Genomic DNA, 24,997 nt, shown 5'->3' with positions numbered 1-24,997 from the left:
CTTTATACGTTATTCAGAATCAATTTCTTTTAAATCATCCTGAATTGCCTGGGCGTTTGGATTTTCCTCAGGTTTCAACTCTCCGCCATTCGCGATAAAGTCATGACGCTGGAAGTACGCCTCACGCACCATAATATAAGGATCAGAAGACTGACGAAGCAGACCGTCAGAATCGAGCAGTTGCGCACGAGTTTCGATCCCTTCAATTGTCCATTTACCCACCGATAACGGCCAGGTTAGCCATGAAAGCACCGGATAGAGGGTATCAACCATATCACCGCCATCTTCACGCAGAGTGAAGCTGCCGTAGAAAGGAAGTTGCATATAAGGCCCGTAGCCTACGCCATAGTGGCCCAGCGTACTGCCGAAACGGTGCGGTTCAACACGCTGCAATTTCGGGTTCGCCATGCCTGCAACGTCAATAAATCCGCCCATCCCTAATAAGGTATTGAGGAAAAAGCGGGTGAAATGCACCATCCCCTGATAAGGATCTCCCTGCAGGAAATAGTTCACCATCACCGCAGGTTCTTCCAGGTTGCCAGTAAAGTTACTCAAACCATTTCGCGCTGGCTGTGGAACGTAGTCACGCCAGGCAACAGCTACCGGTCGAACGACATACGGATCCAACACATTGAAGTTGAAGTTGTACATGGTGCGGTTGAATCCTTCTAATGGATCCGAGCGCCCTTGTTGTTCAGTACCGGAACTCGCACACCCCACCAGAAGCGTGGTTCCCAATGCAAGCGCCGACAGGCGAAGCTTCATAGATGTCTCCCTGTTAATTATGGCTTTTGCTGTTTGCCATCCATGACGGAACGATACCGTATCCGCCTGTTAAGGTGTGAGGAATTTTAACAGCACGTCGAATGATGTCTATATTGCCAGGCTAACTGATGTGATCATAGCCTGGGAACAGTGTTCATGCGGTACAGCATTCTAACGGAACAGCAAAAAACAAACGTTACCCTTTTTGCGATTTAGGAAAATCTCCCACTCTCTGGCAAATAAAAACCGCTACGCTTTAGCTATACGTGCTAATTATGAGTAAAACGCATGGACAAACTTGATAGCGGTAAAATCGATCATCATAGCGATGAACTTGAAGTTGAAAGTGAAGAAAAGGCCAGTGGAAAAAAAATAGAAGTCGATGAAGATCGCCTTCCGTCAAGGGCCATGGCGATCCATGAGCATATTCGTCAGGATGGTGAAAAAGAACTGGAACGCGATGCGATGGCATTACTCTGGTCCGCGATTGCGGCGGGGCTGTCGATGGGAGCGTCTTTACTGGCGAAAGGTATCTTCCACGTTCAACTGGATGGTATTCCTGGCAGTTTTTTACTGGAAAATATTGGTTATACCTTTGGTTTTATTATTGTCATTATGGCGCGCCAGCAGTTATTTACTGAAAATACCGTTACCGCGGTATTACCCGTAATGCAAAAGCCTACGCCGGGCAATTTTGGTTTACTGATGCGCCTGTGGAGCGTGGTATTACTGGGAAATATTATTGGCACAGGCATTGCTGCATGGGCGTTTGAATATATGCCAATTTTTGATGAAGAAACGCGTGATGCCTTCGTCAAAATCGGTATGGATGTCATGAAAAATACGCCTACAGAAATGTTTGCCAATGCCATCATCTCCGGCTGGCTGATTGCCACCATGGTATGGATGTTTCCGGCAGCTGGCGCAGCCAAAATAGTGGTCATTATTTTAATGACGTGGCTTATCGCGTTAGGTGATACCACGCATATTGTTGTAGGTTCAGTAGAGATTCTTTATCTGGTGTTTAATGGCACTTTGCACTGGAGTGATTTTATCTGGCCATTCGCCCTGCCAACACTTGCTGGCAATATATGTGGGGGAACATTTATTTTTGCTCTGATGAGTCACGCGCAAATTCGTAACGACATGAGTAACAAACGCAAAGAGGAACTTCGCTTACAGGCAGAACGCGAAGATAAAAAACAACAAAATTCGGAAAAAGAGGCCTGAGTGATGACTGTTTGAGCAGTCGGGCGGCCCTGCTCTTATCAGATAGTTTAAAAACCGTTATACTCGTGCCGCTTTGTCCCCTTAGTTAAATGGATATAACGAGCCCCTCCTAAGGGCTAATTGCAGGTTCGATTCCTGCAGGGGACACTTTAAAGACCTTTCTCTACATTTCACTTCATTACATAACCACTTAAAAAAACAGTAAGTTATCACCGAATCGGCCTGATTTTCATTTCAGTTAATTTCATGACATTACAACCTCGTGATGGTATAAGTGATGGTATTCCCCAGTTCGATATGCAGATACCATCAATTTACCAAAATGAGTACAGATATGGCCATTAATGTGCTTTCCCCCAAACAGATAGAAAACGCCAAGCCGAAGACCAATGATTACAAACTTACCGATGGAGGGAGTTTGTATCTACTGGTACGAAAGACTGGTGGAAAATACTGGCGTATGAATTATCGTTTTGATGGAAAACAAGTGACATTGGCATTAGGGGTCTACCCAGATGTCTCACTTGCAACAGCGCGGAAACGGCGTGATGAAGCCAGGCAACTACTAGCCGATGGCCGTGATCCTCGCGAAGCAAAGAAACCCAAAAAGGAAGACCCAATTTCCCCCACGTTCGAGAGTGTTGCCAGAGAGTGGCATAGTGGAACGATGGGGCATCCTGAGTGGAAAGAGATCACCCGTAAAAAAATTCTCCGAGAAATGGAAAACCACCTCTTTCCTGCCATCGGTTCAAAGCCTATCGATACGCTCAAAACCCGTGACTTGATGCCGATGCTGGTTGAGATGACTGAGAAAGGAATTGGTGCCACAACGAGCCGGGTAAAAACCACTATGACGAGCATCTTCCGTTATGCCGTGCAACGTGGAATTGTCGATTACAACCCTGCCCACGATCTAAAAGGTGCAATTACGGCCCCCAAAGTACGACATCGCCCCGCACTACCTCTCGAACGTTTACCTGAACTGTTAGCGAAAACGAGAAGTTACACGGGAAGACCATTGACTCGCCTAGCAGTTCTCTTTTCCCTGCACACTTTTGTGCGATCCAGCGAACTACGACATGCCAGATGGGAGGAGATCGACATTGAAAATGGGCTATGGACGATACCAGGACAACGTGAAGAGATCGCAGGGGTTAAATTCTCAGATCGGGGTGCAAAGATGGGGGCTGCTCATTATGTCCCGCTATCTAGTCAGGCTATCGGGGTACTGGAGGATATAAGGAAAATCAGTGGTGAATATCTGCTGGTTTTCCCCGGTGACAGCAACCCATATAAACCGATGAGCGAAAACACAGTTAATAAAGCACTGCGAACGATGGGTTACGACACTCAAACTGATGTATGCTTACATGGGTTCAGGGCGATGGCCTGCTCTGCACTGACCGAATCAGGACTCTGGTCACGCGATGCAGTTGAACGGCAGATGAGTCACCAAGAAAGAAACGAAGTGCGGGCAGCATATGTGCATCTTGCGCAGCACATGCAGGAACGCCGCAGAATGATGCAATGGTGGTCTAATTATCTGGAACTAAATAAGGACGAATTTCATGCTCCTTATGACTTATCAGGTATTAACATTATCAATTAAATACTCTTATAATTTAAAACAGAGGTCATAATGCAGCATTCAACAGAGAATGAAACTATATTCTTAGGAAATCTATGGATTGACAAAAAAATACCACCATTAGAATATTGTTCATTTGAACGCGCTTCAAGACTATTAGAATGCGAGATTGATGATTTATTACACCTATACGAAATAGGCGCTTTTAATATCGCATTCAAGGCGGATGGACTTGCAGTTAGATTTAATGTTAATTTCCTCAATAAAAATCAGAAAGTGGAAATTGACTTAATTCATCCCGTATTAACTAATCAATCACTAGAGATGGAATTTTCAACAATATGGTATGACCTTAAAGATGATTCCTTTGAACATTTTGAAAATGGGCTTCAAATTATAGGATTTGCCTGTGGTATTTGGTACGCCGATGATATGATAAGTGACATAAAAAATGGATTAGCTATAGATCCAGATTATGAATTCAGGCTTAAACCGGTAAAAATACGAGATAATGTTTTGATGGCAACGGCCTCATATGAAGGAAATAAGGTCATTGATATTCCATTTGAAGATCTTCTTATCATGCGAAGAGATTTAGAGTTAATATGGAAATCAGTAAAAACTGGAATTCCTATGCCAAGTTTACTTACGAAAAGAATTTCATCTGAACCTAAAATCCCCAAGCGATTAAATAACACTGCTGAGCATCATGCAAAAAATAGGGAGGGGTTATTAAATGCAGCCATATATATATTAGCAAAATACCCAAGCGAATGTCGTGGTGAAAGAAAAGAGATAAGTCCTGAAAAGTGGACTAACGCCATAATTAAACATTTAGGAGAGCTACCTCCAATATTTATCACTAATGAACAAGAAATCTTAAGAAAATTACGATTAGCGGTTAATCATGCGGGATTAAAACAAAAGGGGTAGACTGAAACAATCTACAGGTAGAGTTGATTACACTACCTTCACAGCATTTTGATATCCCCATAGTATCTGCCGTGTTCATTACATAACACGGCAGGTAATTTCATGACATTAAAAACTTATCCTATCACTGGACATGCCCGCCCACGAGCTACTGCTGACTTTTTGCAAATAAGTACGGTTACTCTCTGGCGCTGGGAAAAGAACAATCCTGAATTTCCCAAATCTATACGCATTTCAAAACGGGTATCTGTTTACGATGCACAAGAAATTAGGCAGTGGGTTAAAGCTCAATCAGCAGGATTGGAGGAAGTAGTGTAATGACAATATTAACAAAGCTGGGGAGAAAAAAGCCTCCCCAACGTATTAATCAATTCTTTGGTTCTAAACCTCGGCTTTGTAACTCTTTGCGTAGAATGCGCTTGATCCAAGCCGCTAGCGATTCATCGCCATCCTGCTGTTGTGCTTGTTCCATCAGTTCACGCAGTTCAGGGTCAAGTCGGAACTGGAATGGCGGATTCCCACGTCTTTCATTTTTGTGTGTTGACACGTCAATTACACCCATTGTAATGTATTTATGTGTAATGACACATTACACACAGAAAAACAAAATAGCAACGCCCCGGAGTGTTTGCAGCAGCACCGAGGCGTCTGACCAGCACGTTATATGAGGTAACGAAGATGGCTAAACAGAAGTGTACCTGGTTATTTGCGGCGATCAACCGCAGTCAACGTAATGCCCGTCCGGTGATGTTAAGGATCACCGCAGATAACGAACGATCAGCGCGGCGCAGACTTGCCCCGGACTATGTACTGAGCTTTGCCGGGCGCATTCCCTGCGGAGGTGAACATGCGTAATTATCCGCACCCCGGCGAACGCTGGCAGCATGAACGTGGCTGGACGGTCACGATTATCCGATTAATAGAAGCCTCGCCCTCTGTGGCGCTGGTTAATCCTGAATTCAGCTGTGAAGTGCTGATACGTCATGACAGCGACAACCAGCTATCTTCCTGCCCTCTGGCATGGTTTGAACAGCGGTATACGCGCCTGTTTGATGTACCGCTCTTTAAGCCTGCACCAGCTCCTGCAGGCGGTAGTGGTTCCGGCCCGCTGACACTGCATCCGTCTGTGCTATTTATCCGCTGGCGGGAGCGTAGCATATGGCGTTCTGCTGAGCCTGACGACGGTCACTATTCAAAGTTTCTCTGACAAAATACCGCTGAAAACGGAGTAATCCACGATGAATATTTCAAACGGGCACAACGGTGCTCAGGGCCACACTTTGCCTGAAAAACACAATACCGGTGCTTTTGCCTATGGGTTGTCAGAGGACAGTTTCGGAAAGCTGACCCGCGCAAAAAATGCCTGCGACATGCTCCAGCTTCTCTTTTCTGAATACCCGTCTCAGGCCGGAGCACTGGACGCTGGCTGTGCGCATGGTGTCGCCGCGCTGATGGAGTACCTGCTGGCAGATTTGACGGATATTGCACACAGCTGCGCACTGATTGAAGGAGGTGCCAGATGAACCAGCCGCAGGTTTCCATTTTCCCGGCAGAAATGACCACCGCGCTTTACCGGCGGGCTATTGCTTCAGCATGGCGGCAGAAAATGCTGAACGAAACTGGTAGTGATCAGTATGGTCCGCACAGCCTGACGGTGGAGCGTATTGAAATGGCCATTGCGCTGCATATCGAGTGCGTACTGATTAACGAGTACGGCGAAGTGCAGGGCGCCGCTGCCGCGCTGGCACTGCTGACTGACATGCTGGAGCCATCACTGCTGACCGCGCCGCCGGTACTGACCGCGCGCGGCTGTGAAGTGATGGCGGAGATGTACCGCACGCTTCCGGCGGCCTTTGATGACTTCTGCAGTACCGGTGTGACGTTGTATGAGGGGGAAGTATGACAATACAGACGGTTACGCAGATTTCAGCCGCCGCACGGGGGAAATGGCCCGTTATTCTGCAGATGCTGCGTATTGATGTACCTGAAAACGGCAGGCACGGTCCCTGCCCGAAATGTGGGGGCAAGGATCGTTTTCGCCTTGATGACCTTGACGGGCGCGGGACGTGGATCTGCAGCCAGTGTGGCAATGGTGACGGTCTGGATCTGGTTAAGCTCGTAACCGGTTACAGCGTCAGAAAGGCTGCGCAGGAGGTGGCGCAGGTGCTTAATGTGCCGGATGTGCAGGAACTGCCTGTTAAGCCTGCCAGACAAAAAGCCCCTAAACGCGACATGGGTCTTACCGTGGCGGCGCTGATGAAAGAGAGCCACACGGGAGAAAGCGCCTATCTGACAGGAAAAGGGTTCGCCGGATACCCGGCCTCTCTGACCGGAAGCGTGCAGCATATCAGCGGTAAGGATTTTCCTGCCGGTTCCCTGCTGTTACCACTCACGACCAACACCGGAGCCGTGACCGGTGCACAGCTTATCGCCCCGACGGGTGAAAAAAGCATACTGCCCGGCAGCACGATGAAAGGCGCGTTTGTGTCGCTCAGCCCGTTACCGTCTGAACCACCGGTACAGGTGGTGATTACCGAAGGTTACGCTACGGCGCTGACGGTAAGCCAGCTCACTGCCGGATGCGTAGTGGCTGCCATATCTGCGGGCAACCTGCCCAATGTGGCGCAGTCGCTGCGGGCACGCTGGCCTGAGGTAAAAATTATCATCGCCGGTGATAACGATTTTCAGGACGGGGGGGAGAATCCCGGCAGAGCCTTTGCTGAACGGGCGGCAAAAGCTGTTGGCGGCTGGATGACGCTGCCACCAGGAGAGATTAAGGCTGACTGGAATGACTTTCATCGGGAGCACGGTATTACCCGTGCCCGTGAAGCCTTTCGCAACGGTCTGGTACTGTGCGGGGAAGGCCGCACGCAACTGCCGCACGGGTTCCGTCTTACCCAGGAATATCTCTGGTATGAAAAGCAGGTACAGCGCAACGGTGAGACGGAGATCCAGAACGTCAAAATATGCAGCCCGCTGCGCGTGACGGCAATCACCTGCGATGCCGATGGCGGTAACTTCGGACGACTGCTGGAATGGGAAGATACGTGGGGTGAGTGTCGCCGCTGGGCGATGCCGATGGAAATGCTGAGCGGCAGTGGTGAGGAACTGCGCCGGGTACTGCTGGTTAACGGGCTGTCTTATATCAGCACCACCGGTGAGGCACGCGCACGCCTGATGGAATATATCTCACTGTGTAAACCGGAACGCCGCGTGACCTGCGTCAGTCGTACTGGCTGGCATGGTCAGGTTTACGTCCTGCAGGATGAGGTCAGCGGTGAAGGTGCAGAGGGTGTCATTCTCCAGACCACTTCCGTGCAGGGGCGTGATTTCCGCGTGTCGGGCACAACAGAGGAATGGCGGGAGCATGTATCCCGCTACTGTACCGGCAACTCCCGCGTGGCATTTGCTGTCAGCCTGGCCTTTGCTGCACCACTGTTACGGCTGGTTGGTATGGACGGCGGCGGCTACCACCTAAAAGGGGAATCGACAGACGGTAAGACCACCACCATGAAAGCGGCAACCTCCGTCTGCGGCGGGCCTGACTACTGGCAGACATGGCGGGCCACCGGCAACGCGCTGGAGGGATGCGCCAGCCGCCGCAACGATGCCGCCATGATGCTTGATGAGATCCGGGAAGTTGACGGACGCGAGGCAGGCAATATCGCCTACATGCTGGCAAACGGTCAGGGCAAGGGCCGTGCCGGTACGGACGGTGAGCTGCGTACCCGTAAGCAGTGGCGCCTGTTGTTCTTTTCAACTGGCGAGTTGTCTCTGACCGAACATGCGGCAAAGGCCGGTGAGCGTACTTTTGCCGGGATGGAAGTCAGGATGATCCAGATCCCAAGCGATTCCGGGAAGTTTGGCGTTTTTGAGGAGCTGCACGGCTTCGACAGCGGCAAGGCTCTGGCAGAGCATCTTGAATGGGCCACGTCCTGCTACTACGGTTCGCCGTTCCGGGAGTGGCTGAAAGCACTGACCGCTGATCTTAACGGACTAACGGCACAGGCAAAATCGCTGATGAAGGAATATGCTGCCGCCCTGACTCCTAAAGATGCAGGCAATCAGGTGGGCCGGGCTGTGAACCGCTTTGCACTGGTGGCGATGGCAGGTGAACTGGCAACCCGTCTGGGTATCACCGGCTGGCCTGAGGGTGAAGCACTGCGGGCAACCCGCGTCTGCCTGAACGCATGGCTGAAAGATCGCGGGCACACCGCCAATCAGGAAGATATCGCCGCACTGGAGCAGGTTCGCAGTTTCTTTACCGCGAATCAGTACAGCCGCTTTGCAGACTGGTATGACGAGCGCAACCGCCCCGGCAATATGGTGGGCTGGCGCAGGGTGGAGAAAGGCAGTACCGCGCAGGGCACGGAAGCTGTCACTACGTTCTATGTCATGCCGTCCGGCTGGAAAGAAATCTGCAGGGGATTTGACCCGCGCAAGGTGGCGCGTCTGTGCGCAGATCGTGGATACCTGCTGCCCTCCACTGATGGCAAACTCCAGACAACCATTCGCCCGCCAGAGATGAATCCCCGCAGGCTCTATGTCTTCAACAGCGAGGTGCCGGGTTAAGGCTTTGCGTGAGTCTTATTTATTAAGGGTAACAGGTGAAACAGGTGGAACAACCGTATTTTACAGGGCTGAACCTGTTCCACCTTCTGAAATAGTGAGGTGGAACAGATGTAACGCCAGCCAATCCGCTGTTCCACCTTGTTACCCGCGATGTTCCACCGGTGCAGTGTATATAAATGCTTTATAAAACAAAGCAGTAACACATGTTTCACCTGTTCCACCGCATCAGGGACATAAAGCAGACTGAAACAGAGGGCATTTTTATCTGGCTGGCTTTCATAGCCACGTCTGAATAACCGCAAGCGTCCGTTGTGCCAGCCACCACACACTGAGCACCGATAGTGTGCTTGTGTCAGCCACGACACAATTGACGTAACGAACCAACCCGACAGGAGAAGTCATGAACAACACCGCAGTGAATAACAACCTTTCCACTTTTCCGGCTGTAACGCAGCGGGCACTGGAAACCATGAACACAGCCAGAAACGCATGGCTTGAAGCACGTCGTCAGCAGAAAGCGGCAGCGGATAATATTGCGACAATCCGCCAGCGTCGCGCTGAAATGGAAGCCACGACGAACACACTGAATGAGGAGTGGCGCACGCTGTTTCGTGAAAGTCAGGGCGTGGTCTCAAAGGAAATGAAAAAACTGCGCACGGAAATTGCGCTGGGACGAGAAACGCTTGAGGATTTTGATGAGCTGCTGGCGGCTCAGGAAAGCGAAAATGCACTTTTGCCGCAGAAAGCTGCGGAATTAGCCGGAAAGTATATCCACGCGCATAACATTCTTGTGGATATTCGCGCAAAACAAATCTGGGAAGATTTTATGCAGTCGCATGGAAAAGCGCTTATTCAGACGCTGAGCCTGCTTAAATCCACAATGGGCCGGGAAGCCAGTGCCGTTGTGGGTGTGGTGAATTCAGTTAATGACCCGGACACAGTGCTGAAAGACTTTATTCATAAACATATCACCAGACCGGCTCTGGCTAACGATGCGATGCCTGAACAGGACCCGGTGTTTAAACTGGCGGGAGTTGCCCCGGATTATGCGGCGCGTCTGGATTTCAGTAATCAACTCTCTCCGGCAGCTATGCATAAAATAAAGGTTCGTCAGGAACTTGCTGAGAAGGAGAAAGCTGTATGACGGCCCGAGGCACACCTGACCAGGCACTTACCAGTTTTCGGAATGCCCGTATTCTGTGGGCCGGACATAGTGAGACCCGAAAAGCCGTTGAACAACAGATAGCATCTCTCCTCGCTGCCACAGAAAAACCAACAGATTATGCCCGACAGCTCGAATTACTGCGGGAACGTCTGGATGTGCTGAAATGGCAAATTAACTGTGCTGCTCGCGAATGCATTTACTCGCAGCATTTATTGATGGAGGCCTGCACTGAAGCTGCTCTCAGCAATTTTATGCAGGCGAATGGGGCAGCCCTGACATCTGCACTGGCTCCGTTCCTGAAGGGGCGCGGAGGGGTTGACGTTGCGTCCCGTATATTACGCAGTGCTCTGGTTCGCCAGCTGGCAATAACACCGCCTGAAATTGCCGGGGATTATCGTGAGATCCTGGATGAATCCGGTTTGATGCCAGACCCCGGGATGATTCGTGATTGCCAGGGCTCTTACACCCCGGCACAACATCTGCGTTTTCAGCAACGCCTGAATGACATTAACGATATACAGGAGTGATATTAATGGCACTTAAATGTCCGGAATGCGGTACAGTTGCACACGCCAGAACAGCAGCCTATGAAGCTCCGTCAGTTAAACGCTCGTGGTATCAGTGCCAGAATCTGGAATGTTCCTGCACATTTACGGCACTGGAGAGTGTGGATAAGATAATCATGAAACCCCGGCGCAATGAACAGGAACCAGACAAATCACAAACCCCGGTAAAACAACAGCAAACGCTCAATCGCTATGGCTCCGCGTCAAAACTGTCAAGCCGTCAGCAGATTCCTGTCTGATTAGAAAAAAATGCCCACGTAATCCCGGTCAAGTACCGGGATTTTTAACACCTTTTCCCTGGCTGGCCTGAGAGCGCATGAGTGCATGTCTATGGCGCATGAAAACGCATGAGCCTTATGCACCATTTTTGACGAGAAAGCCCTTGTGTGGTGGCTTCTGAGACGATTTATGAGGTGCATGAAAACCAGTCTGTTAAGCGAAGCGGGCAGGCGTGCGGGGCTGCCCGCGCAGAAGGAGAAAGTGGTGTATTCAAAGTATTTTTCTACCCATGACATTTTTTGAATTTTTTTCCTGAGCCACAATAGCAAGGCTCATTTCTTCCCATTTTTTTTTCATTATTAACTATAGGGAATGTAGACATATATGATGTCGGCTTAGGCAAGATGTCTGTAAGAACGCTATACTCCTTCATGGATTTTTTCGCTAATAAGCGCTCATCCTTTGTAAGTGGCTCATCAAACTTACAATAAACAACATCTTCAGAACGGCCCTCAGAATCTTTGCTTTCCGTTGCAATAATTATCAACTTCTTAATTTGACTGTATTTATACTTCGCCACTAGTGCATACATTTGCACGCAAGAAAAACGCTCCAATCTATATTTTTCATATGATAACCCTTCATCACGCGGAAAGAACAAAAAAATATAATATTTGCCTTTTTCGTCAATCGACTCAACAATCCTAGAACTTCTTCTATTAGTAGGAACCTGTTTGAACTTTTCTATAAATGCCTTAGAAAGATGATATCTTGACACTCTGCTTTCTGCTGCCAGTTGTCTAACTGTTTCCTCATGACTATGAAAGTCATTTTCTATACCCAAACCTACAGTTGCAGTAAGAATTGATTCCGAAAGTCTCTGTATCATTTCATCCCAAAACACACTTCCTTTTTTCATTGCCTTGTAATAATCATACTGAGGAGATTTTTTTAACACTTCCCACTCATTTTCTGCTATTTGCACAAATGTATTTTCAGGTACCAATTTCTCATCTACAATCACCCCATGCCCGCTCAAATATGCAGCCAAAGTATCATCTTCTCCTGGACTTAATCTCAGAAGGCCAGAACGGACAACACGTTCCTTCTCTTTCAAGTAACTAACAAAGTCAGTAATTGTATCTAACTCCGACAATAAGAGATTTAATGACAATTCATCTAACACATGAACAAATGTTTTATTTGGATAAATATCTCCAATGGAAAAAGGTTGCTCCATACTTTCCTTTATTCCAAATGAGAAAACATTCATGAGAGTACCAGAACTCCCTTCAGCTATACGTGAAAAAAAATTAGATGCAGGAACCGAACTATTATTGGTTACAGCGATAAGGAAAAACCTCATATCTCTATTTATTTTAACTGGAAAGGGAACTTTGCATTTTTTATCTAAGAACAATCGTCCATGATGATCTTTTAAAAACTTCTCTGCCCCATGTAACTGAACAGCCGATTCAGTTATGGATCTTTTAAACCATCTTTTCCATGCTACAGAAACTTCAATCTCTTCGTTAAAGTTAATATCCTTATCTGAAAATAAAATCACATTATCTTCAAAAACAACTAATAAATCACACACCTCCTTCCCCGATTTGTTTTTAGAAAGCCCTTCATCACTATACACATTAGGATATGACCATAAACCAATAAACGCACTATTAGCCAGTTCTATTAATCTTTTTTCAGTTTGATTAACTCCCTGCCCTTTGTTAATCACTTTTAACATCATGCACCTTTCTTAAAAACGGAGATCTCTGTATGATAACGTTAAATATAGTTTTTAAAAAATTATAAAAATTTCAGAACCCTGCGAAAAACATTCTTAGGTTTATTGCTACATTCCTCATTCTACGATACAACACTACTATGGTATACATAGTATTTCCTTAAGGAATGGAGTTTTAAATCACTTTTGATGCATTTTTGTGCACAAACTCATAAATCTATACATGAACGTGTATATCGCTGATTGCGAATCGTGACATCTTACTTTATAAGCATTGTATCATGCGTGGGGTATGATAAATTTTCCGTTCACTTTTTAGCCTAACAGCAGACTAACAAACTCACCTGCCATATTGTTCTCTCCTCTCTCTGTTCATCATTACTGGAACGAATGAAATAGGACGTTCTCTATGGTCTAAAGGAAACTTTTTTATCTGTTGATGGTATTCATGATGGTATCTAAAAAATAAATCTAAAAATAATTATTTAAAAACAAAAAGATATGTTTTTTTTCGATTCCTGCAGGGCGCCATGAACCTCTCCCTCGCCTGAATTTCAAGCCTTTCATAAAAATTCAGTAAGACAGATAAATAGCGGATAAAAAAGTTTACCCACTATTTTAACTGTTACTCCACTGTCTGTTTCACTCAATGGCTAAGCATGACGTCTATTATCTTACTGGCAATATTTAGATTTCATTGTAAGGCATGGGGTTTCCCGGTTTGCTCAGGACAGGCGTCTCCTGCGAAGGCAGGCTTAATAACGCAATCCACGCCAGTAGCGCATAGACAATCAGCAGCAGCGATACTGGCCAGGCGGAGTCAAATTCGATTAACAGTGCGACAGCGAGCATCGGCCCCAGCCCACCGGAGAAGATAGATCCCACTTCATGGCCCAGCGCCAGGCCGGAGTAGCGCACGCGCACCGGGAACAAATCACTCATAATGCACGGCTGCGTGCCAATCATCGCCCCGTGACACACCGGAAGACCAAGGAACATCGCCAGCATAATCCAGCTGTATTCACCGGTCGAAACCAGCCAGAAGAACGGGAAAGCCATCACCAGCAGGCCAATCACGCCGATGTAATAGACGCGTTTCAGGCCGATGCGATCGGAGAGCGCACCCCAGAACAGGATCGAGAAAAACTCAATCAGCATCGCCAGCGTCACCGCGCTGATAATAATGCTCGTTGATATACCAATATGTTTGGCGTACACCACCGAGAAGGTGAAGAAAATATAGGATGCGCCGTTCTCCGGCAGACGCAGGGCAATCGCCTGCATCAGCGCTTTCGGATGTTCGCGCAGCAGCACCAGCAACGGTATTTTTTCATGTTTGTCTTCCGGCTTCGCCTGCTGGAAAGCCTCGCTTTCGCGGATGTTTTTGCGAATATACACACCAACCAGGAAAATCAGCAGGCTCAGCAGGAACGGCACGCGCCAGCCCCAGGTCATAAAGTCGGATTCCGGCAACTTCTGCACCAGGTAAAAAGCAAACGCCGAGAGCACAAAGCCGCCGGAAACGCCCATCTGGCTCCAGGCGGTAAAGAAGCCGCGCCTGGATGCCGGGGCGTTTTCACTCAGCATCAATACGCCGCCGCCCCACTCGCCGCCCGAGGCCACGCCTTGTAAAAAACGCAGTGTGATCAGACAAATCGGCGCCCAGATGCCAATCTGGCTGTAAACCGGCAACAGGCCGATGACGAAGGTTGTCGCGCCCATCAGCGTTAACGTCATGATTAACGTCATCTTACGGCTGTAGCGATCGCCTAAGTGACCAAAGACAATGCCGCCCAGCGGGCGCGCCAGAAAACCGACCGCAAAGCCGGAAAATGCCAGTAATGTGCCCTGTAGCGGGTCGCCGCCGACCGGGAAAAAGAGCGGGCCGAAGACTAACGCCGCCGCCGTGCCATAGAGAAAGAAGTCATACCATTCCAGCGCATTGCCCAGAACGGAGGCGATCACCAGTTTACGCATTTGCTTTGGGTCGTGCGGTGCTGCTTCGGTATTGCTCATAAGCCAGGCTCCTCAATGGGTTAGGCTTTCACCTCAATATCGCCGCCTACCGTATGGTAACGACGGTTAAAATAGACCAGCCCGCGCGGCTGCTCGCTGATGCGAATCGCCTGCACCTGGCAATAAAATACCGTGTGGCTGCCCACTTCATGGCAGTCGTCAATCACGCAGTCGAAGCTGGCGACGGCGGAACTGAGTACCGGCGCGCCGCTCGCCATCACCTGCCAGCGGTCGTAGGCGAAACGCTCTTCGGAACGCAGGGTCGCATTGGCGAAAATGCCCGATAACTCCTGATGCGCGCCGGAAAGCACGTTCACGCATAGCGCGCCGTTTTGCTTGAAGTGCCCGTTGGCAAAAGAGTTGCGGTTCATACACACCAGCAGGGTCGGTGGTTGATCCGTGACGCTGCACACGGCAGAGGCGGTAAAGCCAAATTTCCCCGCCGGGCCATCGGTGGTGATCACCGACACCGCGCTGCCCAGTTGCGCCATCGCATTACGAAACTCGGTCTGCAAATTCATGCTGAAATCCTCAGAGATCGATAATCAGACGGGCACTTTTCGCCCGGGAACAACAGAGCAGGATCTGGTCGCCATCGGCTTTCTCCTCGTCTGTCAGATAGCTGTCGCGGTGATCCGGCTCGCCCTCAATCACATCCGTCAGGCAACTGCCGCAAATCCCCTGCTTACAGGAGACGCACACCTTCAACCCGGCCTGCGCCAGTGCCTCGACGATGGTCTGGTTTTCCAGCACCCGCACGGTAATCCCACTGGTTGCTGCCACCACGTCAAACGCCTTTCCGCTCACTTCAACTTCCGCGCTAAAGCACTCCTGATGGACGTTTTCAGCCGCATAACCGGCGGCGTTTGCCTGCTCGCTCACCGCCTCCATCAGCCGCGTGGGGCCACAAACATAGATATGGGTGTTAGCCGGTACATCACTCAGTACCGCGGGCAAATCAATGCGTTGTTCCTCACTGAAATGCAGCCAGACGCGATCCGCCCACGGCGCTTTTTCCAGTTCGGCAACAAACGCCGCCTGCGGACGCGAACGGGCGCAGTAATGCAGCGAAAACGCGCGCCCGGCGGCGTGCAGCTCCGCCGCCATCGCCAGCATCGGCGTGATACCAATCCCGCCGCCGATCAGCAGGCTGTGCGCCGCGCGCGCATCAAGGGCAAACAGATTGCGCGGCAGGCTCACCGTTACCGATTCGCCTTCCTGAAGCGCGTGTGCCGCCAGCGATCCGCCTTTCGACTGGCTATCTTTGAGGATGCCCAGTTGATAGCAGTGGCGATCTGCTGGATCGCCGCAGAGCGAATACGGGCGCACCAGATCGTCGGTCAGATGCAGGTCGACGTGCGCCCCGGCGGTGAACGCAGGCAGTTCAGCGCCGGTTGCGTCGGCAAGCGTCAGCAGGACGACATCCCCCTGAAGCTCGCGCTTAATAATATGCAGTGTCAGCATGGCGACTCCTTAACGCATGAACAGACCGCCGTTGATGTCCCAGGTCGCCCCGGTGACAAACGCCGCCTGCGGTGAAGCCAGCAGTGCCACGGCCTGAGCGACAAATTCGGCATCGCCCAACTTACCCACCGGGATCATCTGTAACAGCCCGGCCATTTTCTCTTCCGGCACCAGCGCGTGAACGGACGGGAGATCCATCGGCCCCGGCGCGATGGCATTCACCGTTACGCCGGATTTCCCCAGCTCGCGGGCGAAGATTTTGGTCAGCGTCAGGATGCCGCCTTTCGACGCGGCATAGTGCGCCCCGGAGGCCGTGCCACCGTTCTGTCCGGCCAGCGACGCCAGATTGATAATTCGCCCGTAGCCTTTTTTGGCGAAATAGCGCCCAATCGTCTGGCAGCCAACGAACGTGCCGCGTAGATTGGTGGAGATCACCCGGTCAAACTCTTCAACGTCAATCTCCATCACCGATGTCGCCAGGGTCAGCGCGGCATTGTTCACCAGCACCTCCAGGCTGCCGAAGCGGGTTTCAATCGCCTTTAGCGCCTGCTCAAACGCCTGCGGCTGGCGGATATCCAGTTCCAGCGCCAGCACGTGACCTGCGCCGTTATCGAGTTTGTCCGCCGCCTGTTGCGCGCGCGCAAGGCTCACATCCGAGAGCACCACCTGATACCCCTGCGACAACAGATGCATGGCGATGACGTTGCCCAGCCCGGCGGCCGCGCCGGTGACTAATACGGTTTGCGTCATAACGCACTCCTTACAGGATGTAGCCGATGCTGTGCAGCACATCGTCGCTGTTGATAAGACGAATCACCTTTTGCTTAATCAGCAACTTGTCGCCCTGCGGTTGCAGGTGCCAGGTGATATCCGCCGCGTAGTGACGGCTGTAGCCTTTGCGGTGTTCCCATAGCGACTGCGCGCCGCGCACCACGATTTCCTCACCCTCGCTATCCAACAAACGGAAGCGTGAGAGCGTGCGCAGCGTGCGGGCACGCGGCGTGGTGGAGATTGACTCACCGCTGTAAAGGCGTTTCACCCGACGCTCGCGCATTTCGTGATCGTCGCAGGCGTAGTTGAGGGTATTTTTGAAATCCGTCTCCTGTGGGTCGATCGGCACGATGTACAGACCATCGCGCTGCCACAGCTCCAGCCAGGCATTGAACTCGCCCTGATCGAGCAAGTCGCCTTCGAGATTGATTATTTCCATTGCGGAAATCAGAACCGTATCTGGCGTCATTATTCCGCCTCCGTCATCAGTTTTTTCCACTGTTGATACGCCGCGCGCATCCCCGTTTCAGCGCTCACGTCGCTACGCAGGCCGTCATCACTGCGGTATTCACCCGCCAGCCCGCGGTTAAGCATGATCCACAGGTCGTTGCCCGCCGTTGCCCCGCGCTGCACGCGCTCCCACGCCTCGGAGTCATCCGGCGTGCCAAAACCCATCGGCCCCTGGAAGTGTTCATGCAGACGAAGACGTGCCTGGTTGGCAATTTCCGGGCCGCCGTCCATGGTGATCACCGCATGGTGAATTTCAGTTTCATGCACCGAGACAGGTTGCAGCACGCGGAAGAAGGCCATTGAACAGGCAATATTGGGGAAAATGTTGAGGTTAAAGCCGGAACCGCCGACTGCACGCACAATGCGACGTACCTGATCTTCATCGTGGTCTTTACGCAATTCGTCGGCCAACGCAACAAATCGCTCCGGGATTGGCGCATCAAGATTAGCTTCCAGATCCACCAGTTCCGGGATCATTACCATCACGCTGTGACCGTTGCCGAGATCTTCCACATAGCCGCTGCCGTCAACAAAGTTGAGCATCTCTTCGGTCTGCTTATCGACCGAACTTAAAAACGAGCGGTGAACAACCGGGAAGTGATAGCCGTCGGTGGTATTTTCCAGTTGGATCTTCCAGTTGCCGGGGAAGCGGAAACGGTGCGCCGGGCCGGTTTTAATCGGATAACCCGCGCCCTGCTTCATAAACAGATCCATCCACTTTTTCGCCGCACCGAGGAAATCTTCCAGCGGTTCGATGTGCTCATTAAAGGTGGCGAAGATCATGCCGGCGTACTGTTCGGTGCGCAGCGACACCAGCCCCAGCTCGCCTTTTTCCAGTTGATCGGCATAGCTTTCCGGGTGCGGCACGCCGCGCAGGCTGCCGTCCAGCGCGTAGCCCCAGCCGTGATACGGGCAGACAAAACTGTTGGTTTTGCCGGTGCGGTGTTCGCACACGGTGGCGGCGCGGTGACGGCAACGGTTGAGCAGCGTATGCACGTTGCCTTTGCGGTCGCGCACGACGATCACCGGCTGCGTGCCGATCTCGGTGGTTTTGAAACTGCCGGTTTCCGGGATTTCGCTGGTATGCGCCACCCATACCCAGGTTTTGCTAAAGATCCTGTCCAGCTCAAGGTTGAACAGGGGCTCGGAATTATAAAGTGAGGTATGCACCCGGTCAGACTGCACCAGCGCGGCGATTTCCGCGCAGTCGGGAACATTCGCTTCGATATTTTTAACGGGGATCTGGTTATCACACTGCATCGCTCGACTCTCTATTTATTGTCAGGTACAGGCAGCACATCTGCGGCGTGCCAGTGGTCCACTGGCCTGCTGAACAGATTGCGTGTCGTGAAATGGTGCATTCGCATCACACCGGCTTCCCGGCGAAACTCCACGTTCAGTTCCGCCGCATTGAGATGCGATCCTCCGGCGATAAAACTGGAGGTTTGCAGCATCAGCCAGCGCCCGAAAAGCAGGCCATCCGGCTGCTGGATAAGGGCTTCCGAGCACAAAAAATGGGCGTTCATCGCAAAATGCGCGGGCGTTTTGACGTATCCGGCCATCATGCTTTCAATGGCGTTGCGTCCGACATGCCTGCCAAGGCGTGTGGCATACGGTTCGCCCACACCTTCCCAGCAGGCATTGGTGGTAAACAACGCGCCAATTGCCCGCACGGTCGCCGGGGTTTCAAGCTGGTCGCACAGGCGCATATAGTTGCTGATGCATACCCGCGCGTCCTGCTGGTCTTCAAGCTGTTGCAAACGCTGCGCATCCTGTGAGTTCATCGCCCGCTCCTTAACCCTGAATAATCAGTTCGCGGCCCACGCGCGCTTCAATCTTGCAGTACTTCCACAGCTTGCTTTCACCGACCGGCGTGGTGCGGAACAGGTTGCAGACCGCCGCCACGCTTTCCAGGGTGTCGGCATCCGCCAGCACGTAGGTGGTCCACGGGGCGGTGGTCGACGGGCCGACCATCAACTGATCGTCATCCATGTTGCCGATGATGCGGATACCCGGCGTCTCTTCCATGCCTTTCATCATCACGCCGAACGCGCCCCACACCTGTTTGGCTTCCGCCGGCGTAGCATCGAAAAAGTTCTGGTTCACACCGATACAAAAAAGTACGCGTAATGTGTTCTGGCTCATTTGTTGCTCCTTTCAGAAATTCAGAGATAACCCGGCAGCGGTTTGCCGCCGAAAAAGACCGTACCGGCGTTCAGGTACGAGAGGTCGCCCATAAAGGCATGTTGGGTAATCACCATCGTGTCGCGCACATAACGCTGGAGCGGGCTGGTCATGGTGACGCCGCCCATCCCGTTAAGCGCCAGCGCCTGACGGGCAACGTCTGCCGCCACGCGGGTGACGTGCGTAGAGGAAAGACGCAGGGCGTTGACCTGCTGCTGGCCCGGCTCATTACCGACCAGCAGACGCTGCCAGACGTCATCAATGGCCTCATAAAACCAGGCGCGCGCCGAGCGTAGTTCTGCTTCGCAGCGGGCGATTTGCATCTGCGCCTGCGGGCGGTCGGCCAGGCGCGGCGCGCCGGTGACGGACTGCTGACGATGGGCAATCTGATAGATTTCATTGAGTGCCGCGCGGGCCACACCCAGCGCCACAACGGACAGCACCTGCGTGGCGAGCGACAGCACCGGATAGCGATACAGCGCGCCTTCCAGATTCAGCGACCCGCCGCGAATAAAGGTCCACTCCTGCGGCACATACGCGTCATCCACCAGCAAATCATGGCTGCCGGTTCCCGCCAGCCCGACCGTATCCCACACCGGGTCGATATGAATGCTTTCGCGCGGCAGCACCGCCATGCGCGGAAGCATGTTCTCCCCTTCCGGCTGAATGCCGACGCCAAATACCGATGCGCCCATACTGCCGCTGGCAAAGCACCAGCGACCGCTTACGCGATAGCCGCCATCGGCCAGTTGCGCTTTGTGGGTCGGGTAAATGCCCCCCGCAAACACCACATCGGGGCCATCGCGGTAGAGTTCTTTCAGGGTATCCGGCGGCAGCGCACCGAGATAAAACGGGCTCATACCAAAACTGGCGACCCAGCCTGCCGAGCCGTCTGCGGTGGCGATTTGCTCAATCAGTTCGCAAAACTGCGCCGGAGAACACTCGTCGCCGCCGTAGATTTTCGGCACCAGCGCGCGGTAGACGCCCACCTGTTTAAAGCGGCTAATGATGTCGTCTGAAACATGGCGCTGGCGCTCGAAATCGGCGCTGCGCGCGGTCACTTCGGTCAATAACGGAACAAGCTCTTCACGGACATGTACGACGGACATAGCTGACTCCCGAATAATGTGGGCGGGCGGCAAAAAGGTGCACGATGCCGCAACGCCTGAATGGCATTGAGTGGTCGGTTTGACGGTTTTATGGCGCGATAAACGTCAGAGGCGGTGGAGCATCAGCCACTCGGCGGCCTGGACGAGAAGCCCCTCTTCGCCAAAGCCTGCCACCAACTGTAGCGCGACAGGTCGGCCCTGAAGTTCGCCCATCGGCAGCGAGATCGCCGGATGACCGCTGAGGTTGAAGGGGCGCACCAGCCGCGTCAGATTCACCACGCTAAGCGGATCTTCCGCCTCTTCCAGCGTCGGCGGCAGTTCCGGCAGCGTCGCCAGCGCCAGCAGAGGCGTATCTTCTAGCAGGGCATTCACCTGACCGGTGAACTGCACGCGCACGTTTTCCGCACTGGCGAGCTGGTCGCTGGTGATGGATTCTCCGGCCTGAATACGGCTGGCGACGTCCGGGGAGACCGCGTGGCTCGCCAGCAGCGCATTAAACGCCAGCCAGTTTTCGCGGTTGATGATGGTCAGCCCGGCACGATGCGCTTCGCCCAGCAGCGGAAGCGTCACGCTGTTTGCGGCGATGCCCAACGCTTCCAGCGCATCCACCAGCAGGGCGTCAATGTCCGGCTGAGCGGCAAAGATAAAACCGATAGCGGGCAGAGAATCCAGCGGCGCATCAACCGGTAACGCCAGCCGGGTCAGCACGTCACGTAAAATGCGCGGCTCGCGGGCAAAAATCCCAACGCAGTCCAGTGAGCTGTAGGCAGGTAATACGCCCTGTCGGCTGAGCACGCCATAGCCCGGTTTCAGCCCCAGCACGCCGCAGCAGGCGGCGGGCATTCGGACAGAACCTCCGGTGTCAGTGCCGAGGGCGAAATCGACATCGCCCCTGGCGACGACGGTTGCAGAGCCGCTCGACGAACCGCCGGGAATCAGCGCGGGGTATTGAGGATTAACGGGCGTGCCGCTCCACGGGTTGATCCCGGTGACGCCAAACGCCAGTTCGTGCAGGGTAGTTTTGCCCGTCAGCTGGCAGCCGCTGTTGAGCAGCACCTTGACGATGCGGGCATGCTGTTTCGCTTTCGGCGCGTCAGCAAGTGCCGGGCATCCGGCGCGTGTCGGGCGACCGGCGATATCCAGCGTATCTTTGACGGCGAACCGCAGTTCGCCCGCGCCGAGCGTGAACTCCTCGACAAAACCATTGCTCTCAAAAACTGGCTTCATGATTGACACCTTGACCAGAAAAAGTGAATCACATTCAGGCGAACAGTTATTGCTGCTTTTTTACCCTGAATGGCGATAAATCAATCATGAGAGATTTACGTGAATATTCAAGTAATATTTCACGTTAATTTTACATTGCAACAACAAAATGATAACCATTTTATGTTTATGGCTATTGGTTATGTTGATGAATTAGCGTAGAAAAAAGAGAAGAAATTATAAATGTCGCCATGAAAACCCAGGACAACACATAAGAATTAACTATAGTATTAACAGCAAGTTATAAGAAAAGTTTAGCACGATCACAAATCTTGATGATCGCTCTCTGAGGTTACAGTTCGTTGAGGTTACCGAGCACTTTCGACAGCGACAGATTCATTTTTTCCACCTGTGCAGACGTCATCCCCTTGAACCCTTTTTCGAAAACTTTCTGTGCCAGGCGGTGCGCTTCTTCGATTTTTTCTTTTCCGGCTGGGGTAAGCATCACTTCGGTAACACGGGCATCCTGTTCGCTGCTGGCGGTTGTCACCATGCCGTCATCGCGCAGACGACCAACGATTTTGGTGACGGTCGGCATTTTCGCCATCGCATATTCCGAAATTTGCGAAATGCTGGCCTTACCGTACTGATGGGTAATCATCATCACCCGAAAGCGAGAAACGTCGAGCTGCACCTTTTTCAACGTCACTTCCATCACCTGGGTGTAACGCGCGTAGACGTTAACAATCCAGTAAAACGGGAACTCTTCACGATGAAAAGCCGCATCTGCACTCTGTACATCCGCTGTTTTTTTGACTGAACTCATGGGCTTCCTGGAGAAATAGACGTCAATACGCTGAGTATACCGGGTTATAAGTGTGCGCTATAGCATCATTACAACGACCTTGTGCCATCAATGAATCTCAATTCACCATATGATTCACAAAATACAACATACATAACAAATTCGACTCATTTTTCACAGATTCTATTGACACCTTATTGAGCTGTTACCTATAGGTTAGCGCACGTGTTCGGATAGCCAGTTTTAAGCAAATAATCCTGAGCATGATAAAGATTCGCCTGCTAACAAAATAATATTACATTGCATTGTGGAGCCCGACATGAATGACTCTTCGAGCGTATTATCGCCGCCTTCCAGTACTCAGGACGCACTGGATCCACGTCAACAAGCGGTAATAAAAAAGTTATTCCGCCGATTAATTGTTTTCTTATTTATTTTATTTGTTTTCTCTTACCTCGACCGAATTAATATTGGTTTTGCCGGTTTAACAATGGGCAAAGATTTAGGATTAACCAGTACAATGTTCGGCCTGGCGACGACACTTTTTTATGTGATGTATGTGATTTGTGGGATACCCAGCAATATTATGTTGGGTATTGTCGGTGCCCGACGCTGGATAGCCGTATTAATGGTTGTCTGGGGGATTGCCTCCACGGCGACAATGTTTGCCACAGGACCAAATAGCCTTTATGTACTGCGAATGTTGGTCGGGATTGCCGAAGCAGGCTTCCTGCCAGGGCTGCTGCTCTATTTAACCTACTGGTTCCCGTCGCAGTACCGCGCCCGTGCTAACGCCTTGTTTATGATAGCGATGCCGGTAACGATGGCATTAGGTTCACTGGCATCAGGCTATATTTTGAATATGGACGGTTTATTAAACCTGAAAGGCTGGCAGTGGTTATTTCTGCTGGAGGGTTTTCCATCTGTATTATTAGGTCTGGTAGTATGGTTCTGGCTGGATGATTCTCCGGCGAAAGCCAAATGGCTGACCGACGACGATAAAGCCTGCCTTAATGAAATGATGGAAGCGGATAAGCGGGCAATTCAACAATCGCGGCAAAATGCCAGCGTCGGTATGATGTCGCAGCGCAGTATGTTGCGGGAATTATTTACTCCGGTCATTATGCTCTACACGTTGGCTTATTTCTGCCTGACGAATACTCTCAGCGCATTAAGTGTCTGGACACCGCTTATTTTGCAGAGTTTTAATCAGCAAAGTAATAACATCACCATTGGTTTGCTTAGTGCCATTCCGCAAGTGTGCACTATTGTCGGCATGGTGTGGTGGAGCAAGCGTTCCGACCGCTTAAATGAACGTAAATTCCACACCCTGTTACCTTATCTTTTTGCAGCTGCTGGCTGGATACTTACTGCCACCAGCAGCAACCCGATGCTGCAATTCAGCGGTATCGTGATGGCATCTGCCGGGGCATTTGCCGCGATGGTAATTTTCTGGACCACGCCGGACCAGTCTATCTCGGTTCAGGCGCGTGCGCTGGGGATTGCGGTGATTAACGCCACCGGGATGACCGGCGCGGCGTTGGGGCCGCTGCTGATGGGATGGATGAAAGATATCACCGGTAGCTTTAACGCGGGTATCTATATGGTCGCCGCATTCCTCGTGCTCGGCGCAGTGGTGGTTGCCTTTATTCCGATGAAAAGAATGGCGGTCAAAAAAAGCTTAGCGCTATAAAACACCGGGAATTCAAAGAACAGATATGTTTCTTCTTGCCGGATACGGCGTTAATGTCTTATCCGGCATTTCAATAAATTACGATTAACATAACAGGCACAAGTAACAATGCCGTCGCTCTGGCATTAACGTCTACCGTAGCCGACCATAAACCGAATCATCAACCCACATGCTGGGGCCAGAAACAAGAAAATGCCAGTGACAATTTCATTTCCGCCGGTAACCCAGGAAGTGAAATAATAAATCATCGCAGTGAGAATAATCATCCCGATGAGTGAACTGATTGCTGAAGCCCATCCCAGTACCTGGCCTATATAGCCGCTGACACATAAGATACTGACCACCAGAAAAGCCCAGATATAGATCATAGCCATCCCTCCTGTCCGAACTAAGATTCACGTAAGCTGTTACCTTTCCTACTCATTTCAGTCTAAGACATATCTCAAATCGCAGC

At 51.4% G+C, this 24,997-nt stretch carries 28 protein-coding genes and 1 tRNA gene; 14 read left to right on the top strand and 15 right to left on the bottom strand.

Annotated features, from left to right (window positions below; translation table 11 throughout):
- Nucleotides 1-9 precede the first annotated feature (9 nt).
- Nucleotides 10-765, bottom strand: coding sequence for a phospholipid-binding lipoprotein MlaA (gene mlaA, locus EFER_RS04210; RefSeq protein ID WP_000776793.1), 756 nt, complete (start codon nucleotides 763-765; stop codon nucleotides 10-12).
- Between the two features lie 288 nt (nucleotides 766-1,053).
- Between mlaA and EFER_RS04205 the strand changes: the two genes are divergently transcribed.
- From EFER_RS04205 to EFER_RS22770, 5 genes are all read left to right on the top strand, one after another.
- Nucleotides 1,054-1,995, top strand: a complete 942-nt coding sequence (locus EFER_RS04205) for a formate/nitrite transporter family protein (RefSeq protein ID WP_000359189.1) — start codon at nucleotides 1,054-1,056, stop codon at nucleotides 1,993-1,995.
- 75 nt (nucleotides 1,996-2,070) lie between these two features.
- Nucleotides 2,071-2,142, top strand: a tRNA-Arg gene (locus EFER_RS04200).
- A 187-nt stretch (nucleotides 2,143-2,329) separates the two neighbouring features.
- Nucleotides 2,330-3,604 (top strand): tyrosine-type recombinase/integrase, encoded by a 1,275-nt coding sequence (locus EFER_RS04195; protein ID WP_000996991.1) that lies wholly within the window; start codon nucleotides 2,330-2,332, stop codon nucleotides 3,602-3,604.
- A 30-nt stretch (nucleotides 3,605-3,634) separates the two neighbouring features.
- A complete protein-coding gene (locus EFER_RS04190) occupies nucleotides 3,635-4,516 on the top strand; it encodes a hypothetical protein (protein ID WP_001164862.1) in 882 nt (293 codons plus the stop codon).
- A gap of 102 nt (nucleotides 4,517-4,618) precedes the next feature.
- A complete protein-coding gene (locus EFER_RS22770) occupies nucleotides 4,619-4,834 on the top strand; it encodes a helix-turn-helix transcriptional regulator (protein WP_000173141.1) in 216 nt (71 codons plus the stop codon).
- A 49-nt stretch (nucleotides 4,835-4,883) separates the two neighbouring features.
- Here EFER_RS22770 and EFER_RS24545 read toward each other — a convergent pair whose 3' ends face one another.
- Nucleotides 4,884-5,078, bottom strand: a complete 195-nt coding sequence (locus tag EFER_RS24545) for a YlcI/YnfO family protein (RefSeq protein ID WP_000538173.1) — start codon at nucleotides 5,076-5,078, stop codon at nucleotides 4,884-4,886.
- A gap of 116 nt (nucleotides 5,079-5,194) precedes the next feature.
- Here EFER_RS24545 and EFER_RS23675 point away from each other — a divergent pair, with 116 nt between their 5' ends.
- The 8 genes from EFER_RS23675 (at nucleotide 5,195) to EFER_RS04145 (ending at nucleotide 11,058) form a co-directional block, all read left to right on the top strand.
- A complete protein-coding gene (locus tag EFER_RS23675; RefSeq protein WP_001118612.1) occupies nucleotides 5,195-5,371 on the top strand; it encodes a host cell division inhibitor Icd-like protein in 177 nt (58 codons plus the stop codon).
- Nucleotides 5,364-5,723, top strand: coding sequence for a hypothetical protein (locus tag EFER_RS04175; protein ID WP_001246996.1), 360 nt, complete (start codon nucleotides 5,364-5,366; stop codon nucleotides 5,721-5,723). The genes EFER_RS23675 and EFER_RS04175 overlap by 8 nt, the downstream gene beginning before the upstream one ends.
- Nucleotides 5,724-5,754: 31 nt before the next feature.
- Nucleotides 5,755-6,039 carry a hypothetical protein gene (locus EFER_RS04170; RefSeq protein ID WP_001027152.1) on the top strand — a complete coding sequence of 95 codons (285 nt, stop codon included), beginning with the start codon at nucleotides 5,755-5,757 and terminating at the stop codon, nucleotides 6,037-6,039.
- Nucleotides 6,036-6,419, top strand: a complete 384-nt coding sequence (locus EFER_RS04165) for a DUF5375 family protein (RefSeq protein ID WP_001075580.1) — start codon at nucleotides 6,036-6,038, stop codon at nucleotides 6,417-6,419. The genes EFER_RS04170 and EFER_RS04165 overlap by 4 nt, the downstream gene beginning before the upstream one ends.
- Nucleotides 6,416-9,088 (top strand): TOPRIM and DUF927 domain-containing protein, encoded by a 2,673-nt coding sequence (locus EFER_RS04160; protein WP_000155333.1) that lies wholly within the window; start codon nucleotides 6,416-6,418, stop codon nucleotides 9,086-9,088. The genes EFER_RS04165 and EFER_RS04160 overlap by 4 nt, the downstream gene beginning before the upstream one ends.
- Before the next feature lie 400 nt (nucleotides 9,089-9,488).
- Nucleotides 9,489-10,232: a phage polarity suppression protein gene (locus tag EFER_RS04155; protein ID WP_001066218.1), complete on the top strand. Its 744-nt coding sequence runs from the start codon at nucleotides 9,489-9,491 to the stop codon at nucleotides 10,230-10,232.
- Nucleotides 10,229-10,780: a phage polarity suppression protein gene (locus EFER_RS04150; protein ID WP_000126951.1), complete on the top strand. Its 552-nt coding sequence runs from the start codon at nucleotides 10,229-10,231 to the stop codon at nucleotides 10,778-10,780. Before EFER_RS04155 ends, EFER_RS04150 begins: the two co-directional genes overlap by 4 nt.
- A gap of 5 nt (nucleotides 10,781-10,785) precedes the next feature.
- Nucleotides 10,786-11,058 (top strand): Ogr/Delta-like zinc finger protein, encoded by a 273-nt coding sequence (locus tag EFER_RS04145; RefSeq protein WP_001185343.1) that lies wholly within the window; start codon nucleotides 10,786-10,788, stop codon nucleotides 11,056-11,058.
- Between the two features lie 263 nt (nucleotides 11,059-11,321).
- On the opposite strand, the gene EFER_RS04135 is transcribed toward EFER_RS04145, so the two are convergent.
- The 12 genes from EFER_RS04135 to EFER_RS04080 all read right to left on the bottom strand — a co-directional run bounded on the left by EFER_RS04135 (nucleotide 11,322) and on the right by EFER_RS04080 (nucleotide 22,871).
- Nucleotides 11,322-12,785, bottom strand: coding sequence for a YecA family protein (locus EFER_RS04135; protein WP_024256402.1), 1,464 nt, complete (start codon nucleotides 12,783-12,785; stop codon nucleotides 11,322-11,324).
- Nucleotides 12,786-13,472: 687 nt separating this feature from the next.
- Complete coding sequence (locus EFER_RS04130) at nucleotides 13,473-14,801, bottom strand: MFS transporter (protein WP_000072213.1); 1,329 nt, start codon at nucleotides 14,799-14,801, stop codon at nucleotides 13,473-13,475.
- Nucleotides 14,802-14,821: 20 nt separating this feature from the next.
- The gene (locus tag EFER_RS04125; RefSeq protein ID WP_001053375.1) at nucleotides 14,822-15,322 is read right to left on the bottom strand and encodes a flavin reductase; all 501 of its coding nucleotides are present in this window, start codon (nucleotides 15,320-15,322) and stop codon (nucleotides 14,822-14,824) included.
- A gap of 10 nt (nucleotides 15,323-15,332) precedes the next feature.
- Nucleotides 15,333-16,265 (bottom strand): PDR/VanB family oxidoreductase, encoded by a 933-nt coding sequence (locus EFER_RS04120; protein WP_000956736.1) that lies wholly within the window; start codon nucleotides 16,263-16,265, stop codon nucleotides 15,333-15,335.
- Between the two features lie 9 nt (nucleotides 16,266-16,274).
- Nucleotides 16,275-17,015 (bottom strand): SDR family NAD(P)-dependent oxidoreductase, encoded by a 741-nt coding sequence (locus EFER_RS04115; protein ID WP_000195244.1) that lies wholly within the window; start codon nucleotides 17,013-17,015, stop codon nucleotides 16,275-16,277.
- A 10-nt stretch (nucleotides 17,016-17,025) separates the two neighbouring features.
- Complete coding sequence (locus EFER_RS04110) at nucleotides 17,026-17,505, bottom strand: aromatic-ring-hydroxylating dioxygenase subunit beta (protein ID WP_000186926.1); 480 nt, start codon at nucleotides 17,503-17,505, stop codon at nucleotides 17,026-17,028.
- Nucleotides 17,505-18,806: an aromatic ring-hydroxylating oxygenase subunit alpha gene (locus EFER_RS04105; RefSeq protein WP_001149806.1), complete on the bottom strand. Its 1,302-nt coding sequence runs from the start codon at nucleotides 18,804-18,806 to the stop codon at nucleotides 17,505-17,507. The genes EFER_RS04110 and EFER_RS04105 overlap by 1 nt, the downstream gene beginning before the upstream one ends.
- An 11-nt stretch (nucleotides 18,807-18,817) precedes the next feature.
- Complete coding sequence (locus EFER_RS04100) at nucleotides 18,818-19,330, bottom strand: nuclear transport factor 2 family protein (RefSeq protein WP_001088015.1); 513 nt, start codon at nucleotides 19,328-19,330, stop codon at nucleotides 18,818-18,820.
- A 10-nt stretch (nucleotides 19,331-19,340) separates the two neighbouring features.
- Nucleotides 19,341-19,691 (bottom strand): hypothetical protein, encoded by a 351-nt coding sequence (locus tag EFER_RS04095; protein WP_000081592.1) that lies wholly within the window; start codon nucleotides 19,689-19,691, stop codon nucleotides 19,341-19,343.
- A 20-nt stretch (nucleotides 19,692-19,711) separates the two neighbouring features.
- Entirely contained in the window at nucleotides 19,712-20,839 is a 1,128-nt protein-coding gene (locus EFER_RS04090) for an acyl-CoA dehydrogenase family protein (RefSeq protein ID WP_000117674.1), read from the bottom strand.
- 105 nt (nucleotides 20,840-20,944) lie between these two features.
- Entirely contained in the window at nucleotides 20,945-22,066 is a 1,122-nt protein-coding gene (locus EFER_RS04085) for an amidase (protein WP_000805581.1), read from the bottom strand.
- A 331-nt stretch (nucleotides 22,067-22,397) separates the two neighbouring features.
- On the bottom strand, nucleotides 22,398-22,871 hold the full coding sequence (locus tag EFER_RS04080) for a MarR family winged helix-turn-helix transcriptional regulator (RefSeq protein ID WP_000100015.1): 474 nt from the start codon (nucleotides 22,869-22,871) through the stop codon (nucleotides 22,398-22,400).
- Nucleotides 22,872-23,169: 298 nt separating this feature from the next.
- Between EFER_RS04080 and hpaX the strand changes: the two genes are divergently transcribed.
- Nucleotides 23,170-24,543 carry a 4-hydroxyphenylacetate permease gene (gene hpaX, locus EFER_RS04075; protein ID WP_001000078.1) on the top strand — a complete coding sequence of 458 codons (1,374 nt, stop codon included), beginning with the start codon at nucleotides 23,170-23,172 and terminating at the stop codon, nucleotides 24,541-24,543.
- 125 nt (nucleotides 24,544-24,668) lie between these two features.
- Here the strand turns inward: hpaX and EFER_RS04070 are convergent, their stop codons facing one another.
- Nucleotides 24,669-24,911: a YfdY family protein gene (locus tag EFER_RS04070; RefSeq protein ID WP_000639417.1), complete on the bottom strand. Its 243-nt coding sequence runs from the start codon at nucleotides 24,909-24,911 to the stop codon at nucleotides 24,669-24,671.
- Nucleotides 24,912-24,997 lie beyond the last annotated feature (86 nt).

This window comes from Escherichia fergusonii ATCC 35469, assembly GCF_000026225.1.
GTDB lineage: Bacteria > Pseudomonadota > Gammaproteobacteria > Enterobacterales > Enterobacteriaceae > Escherichia > Escherichia fergusonii.
The sequence above is the reverse complement of the archived record's forward strand: the minus strand, read 5'-3'. Positions and strand labels throughout refer to the sequence as shown.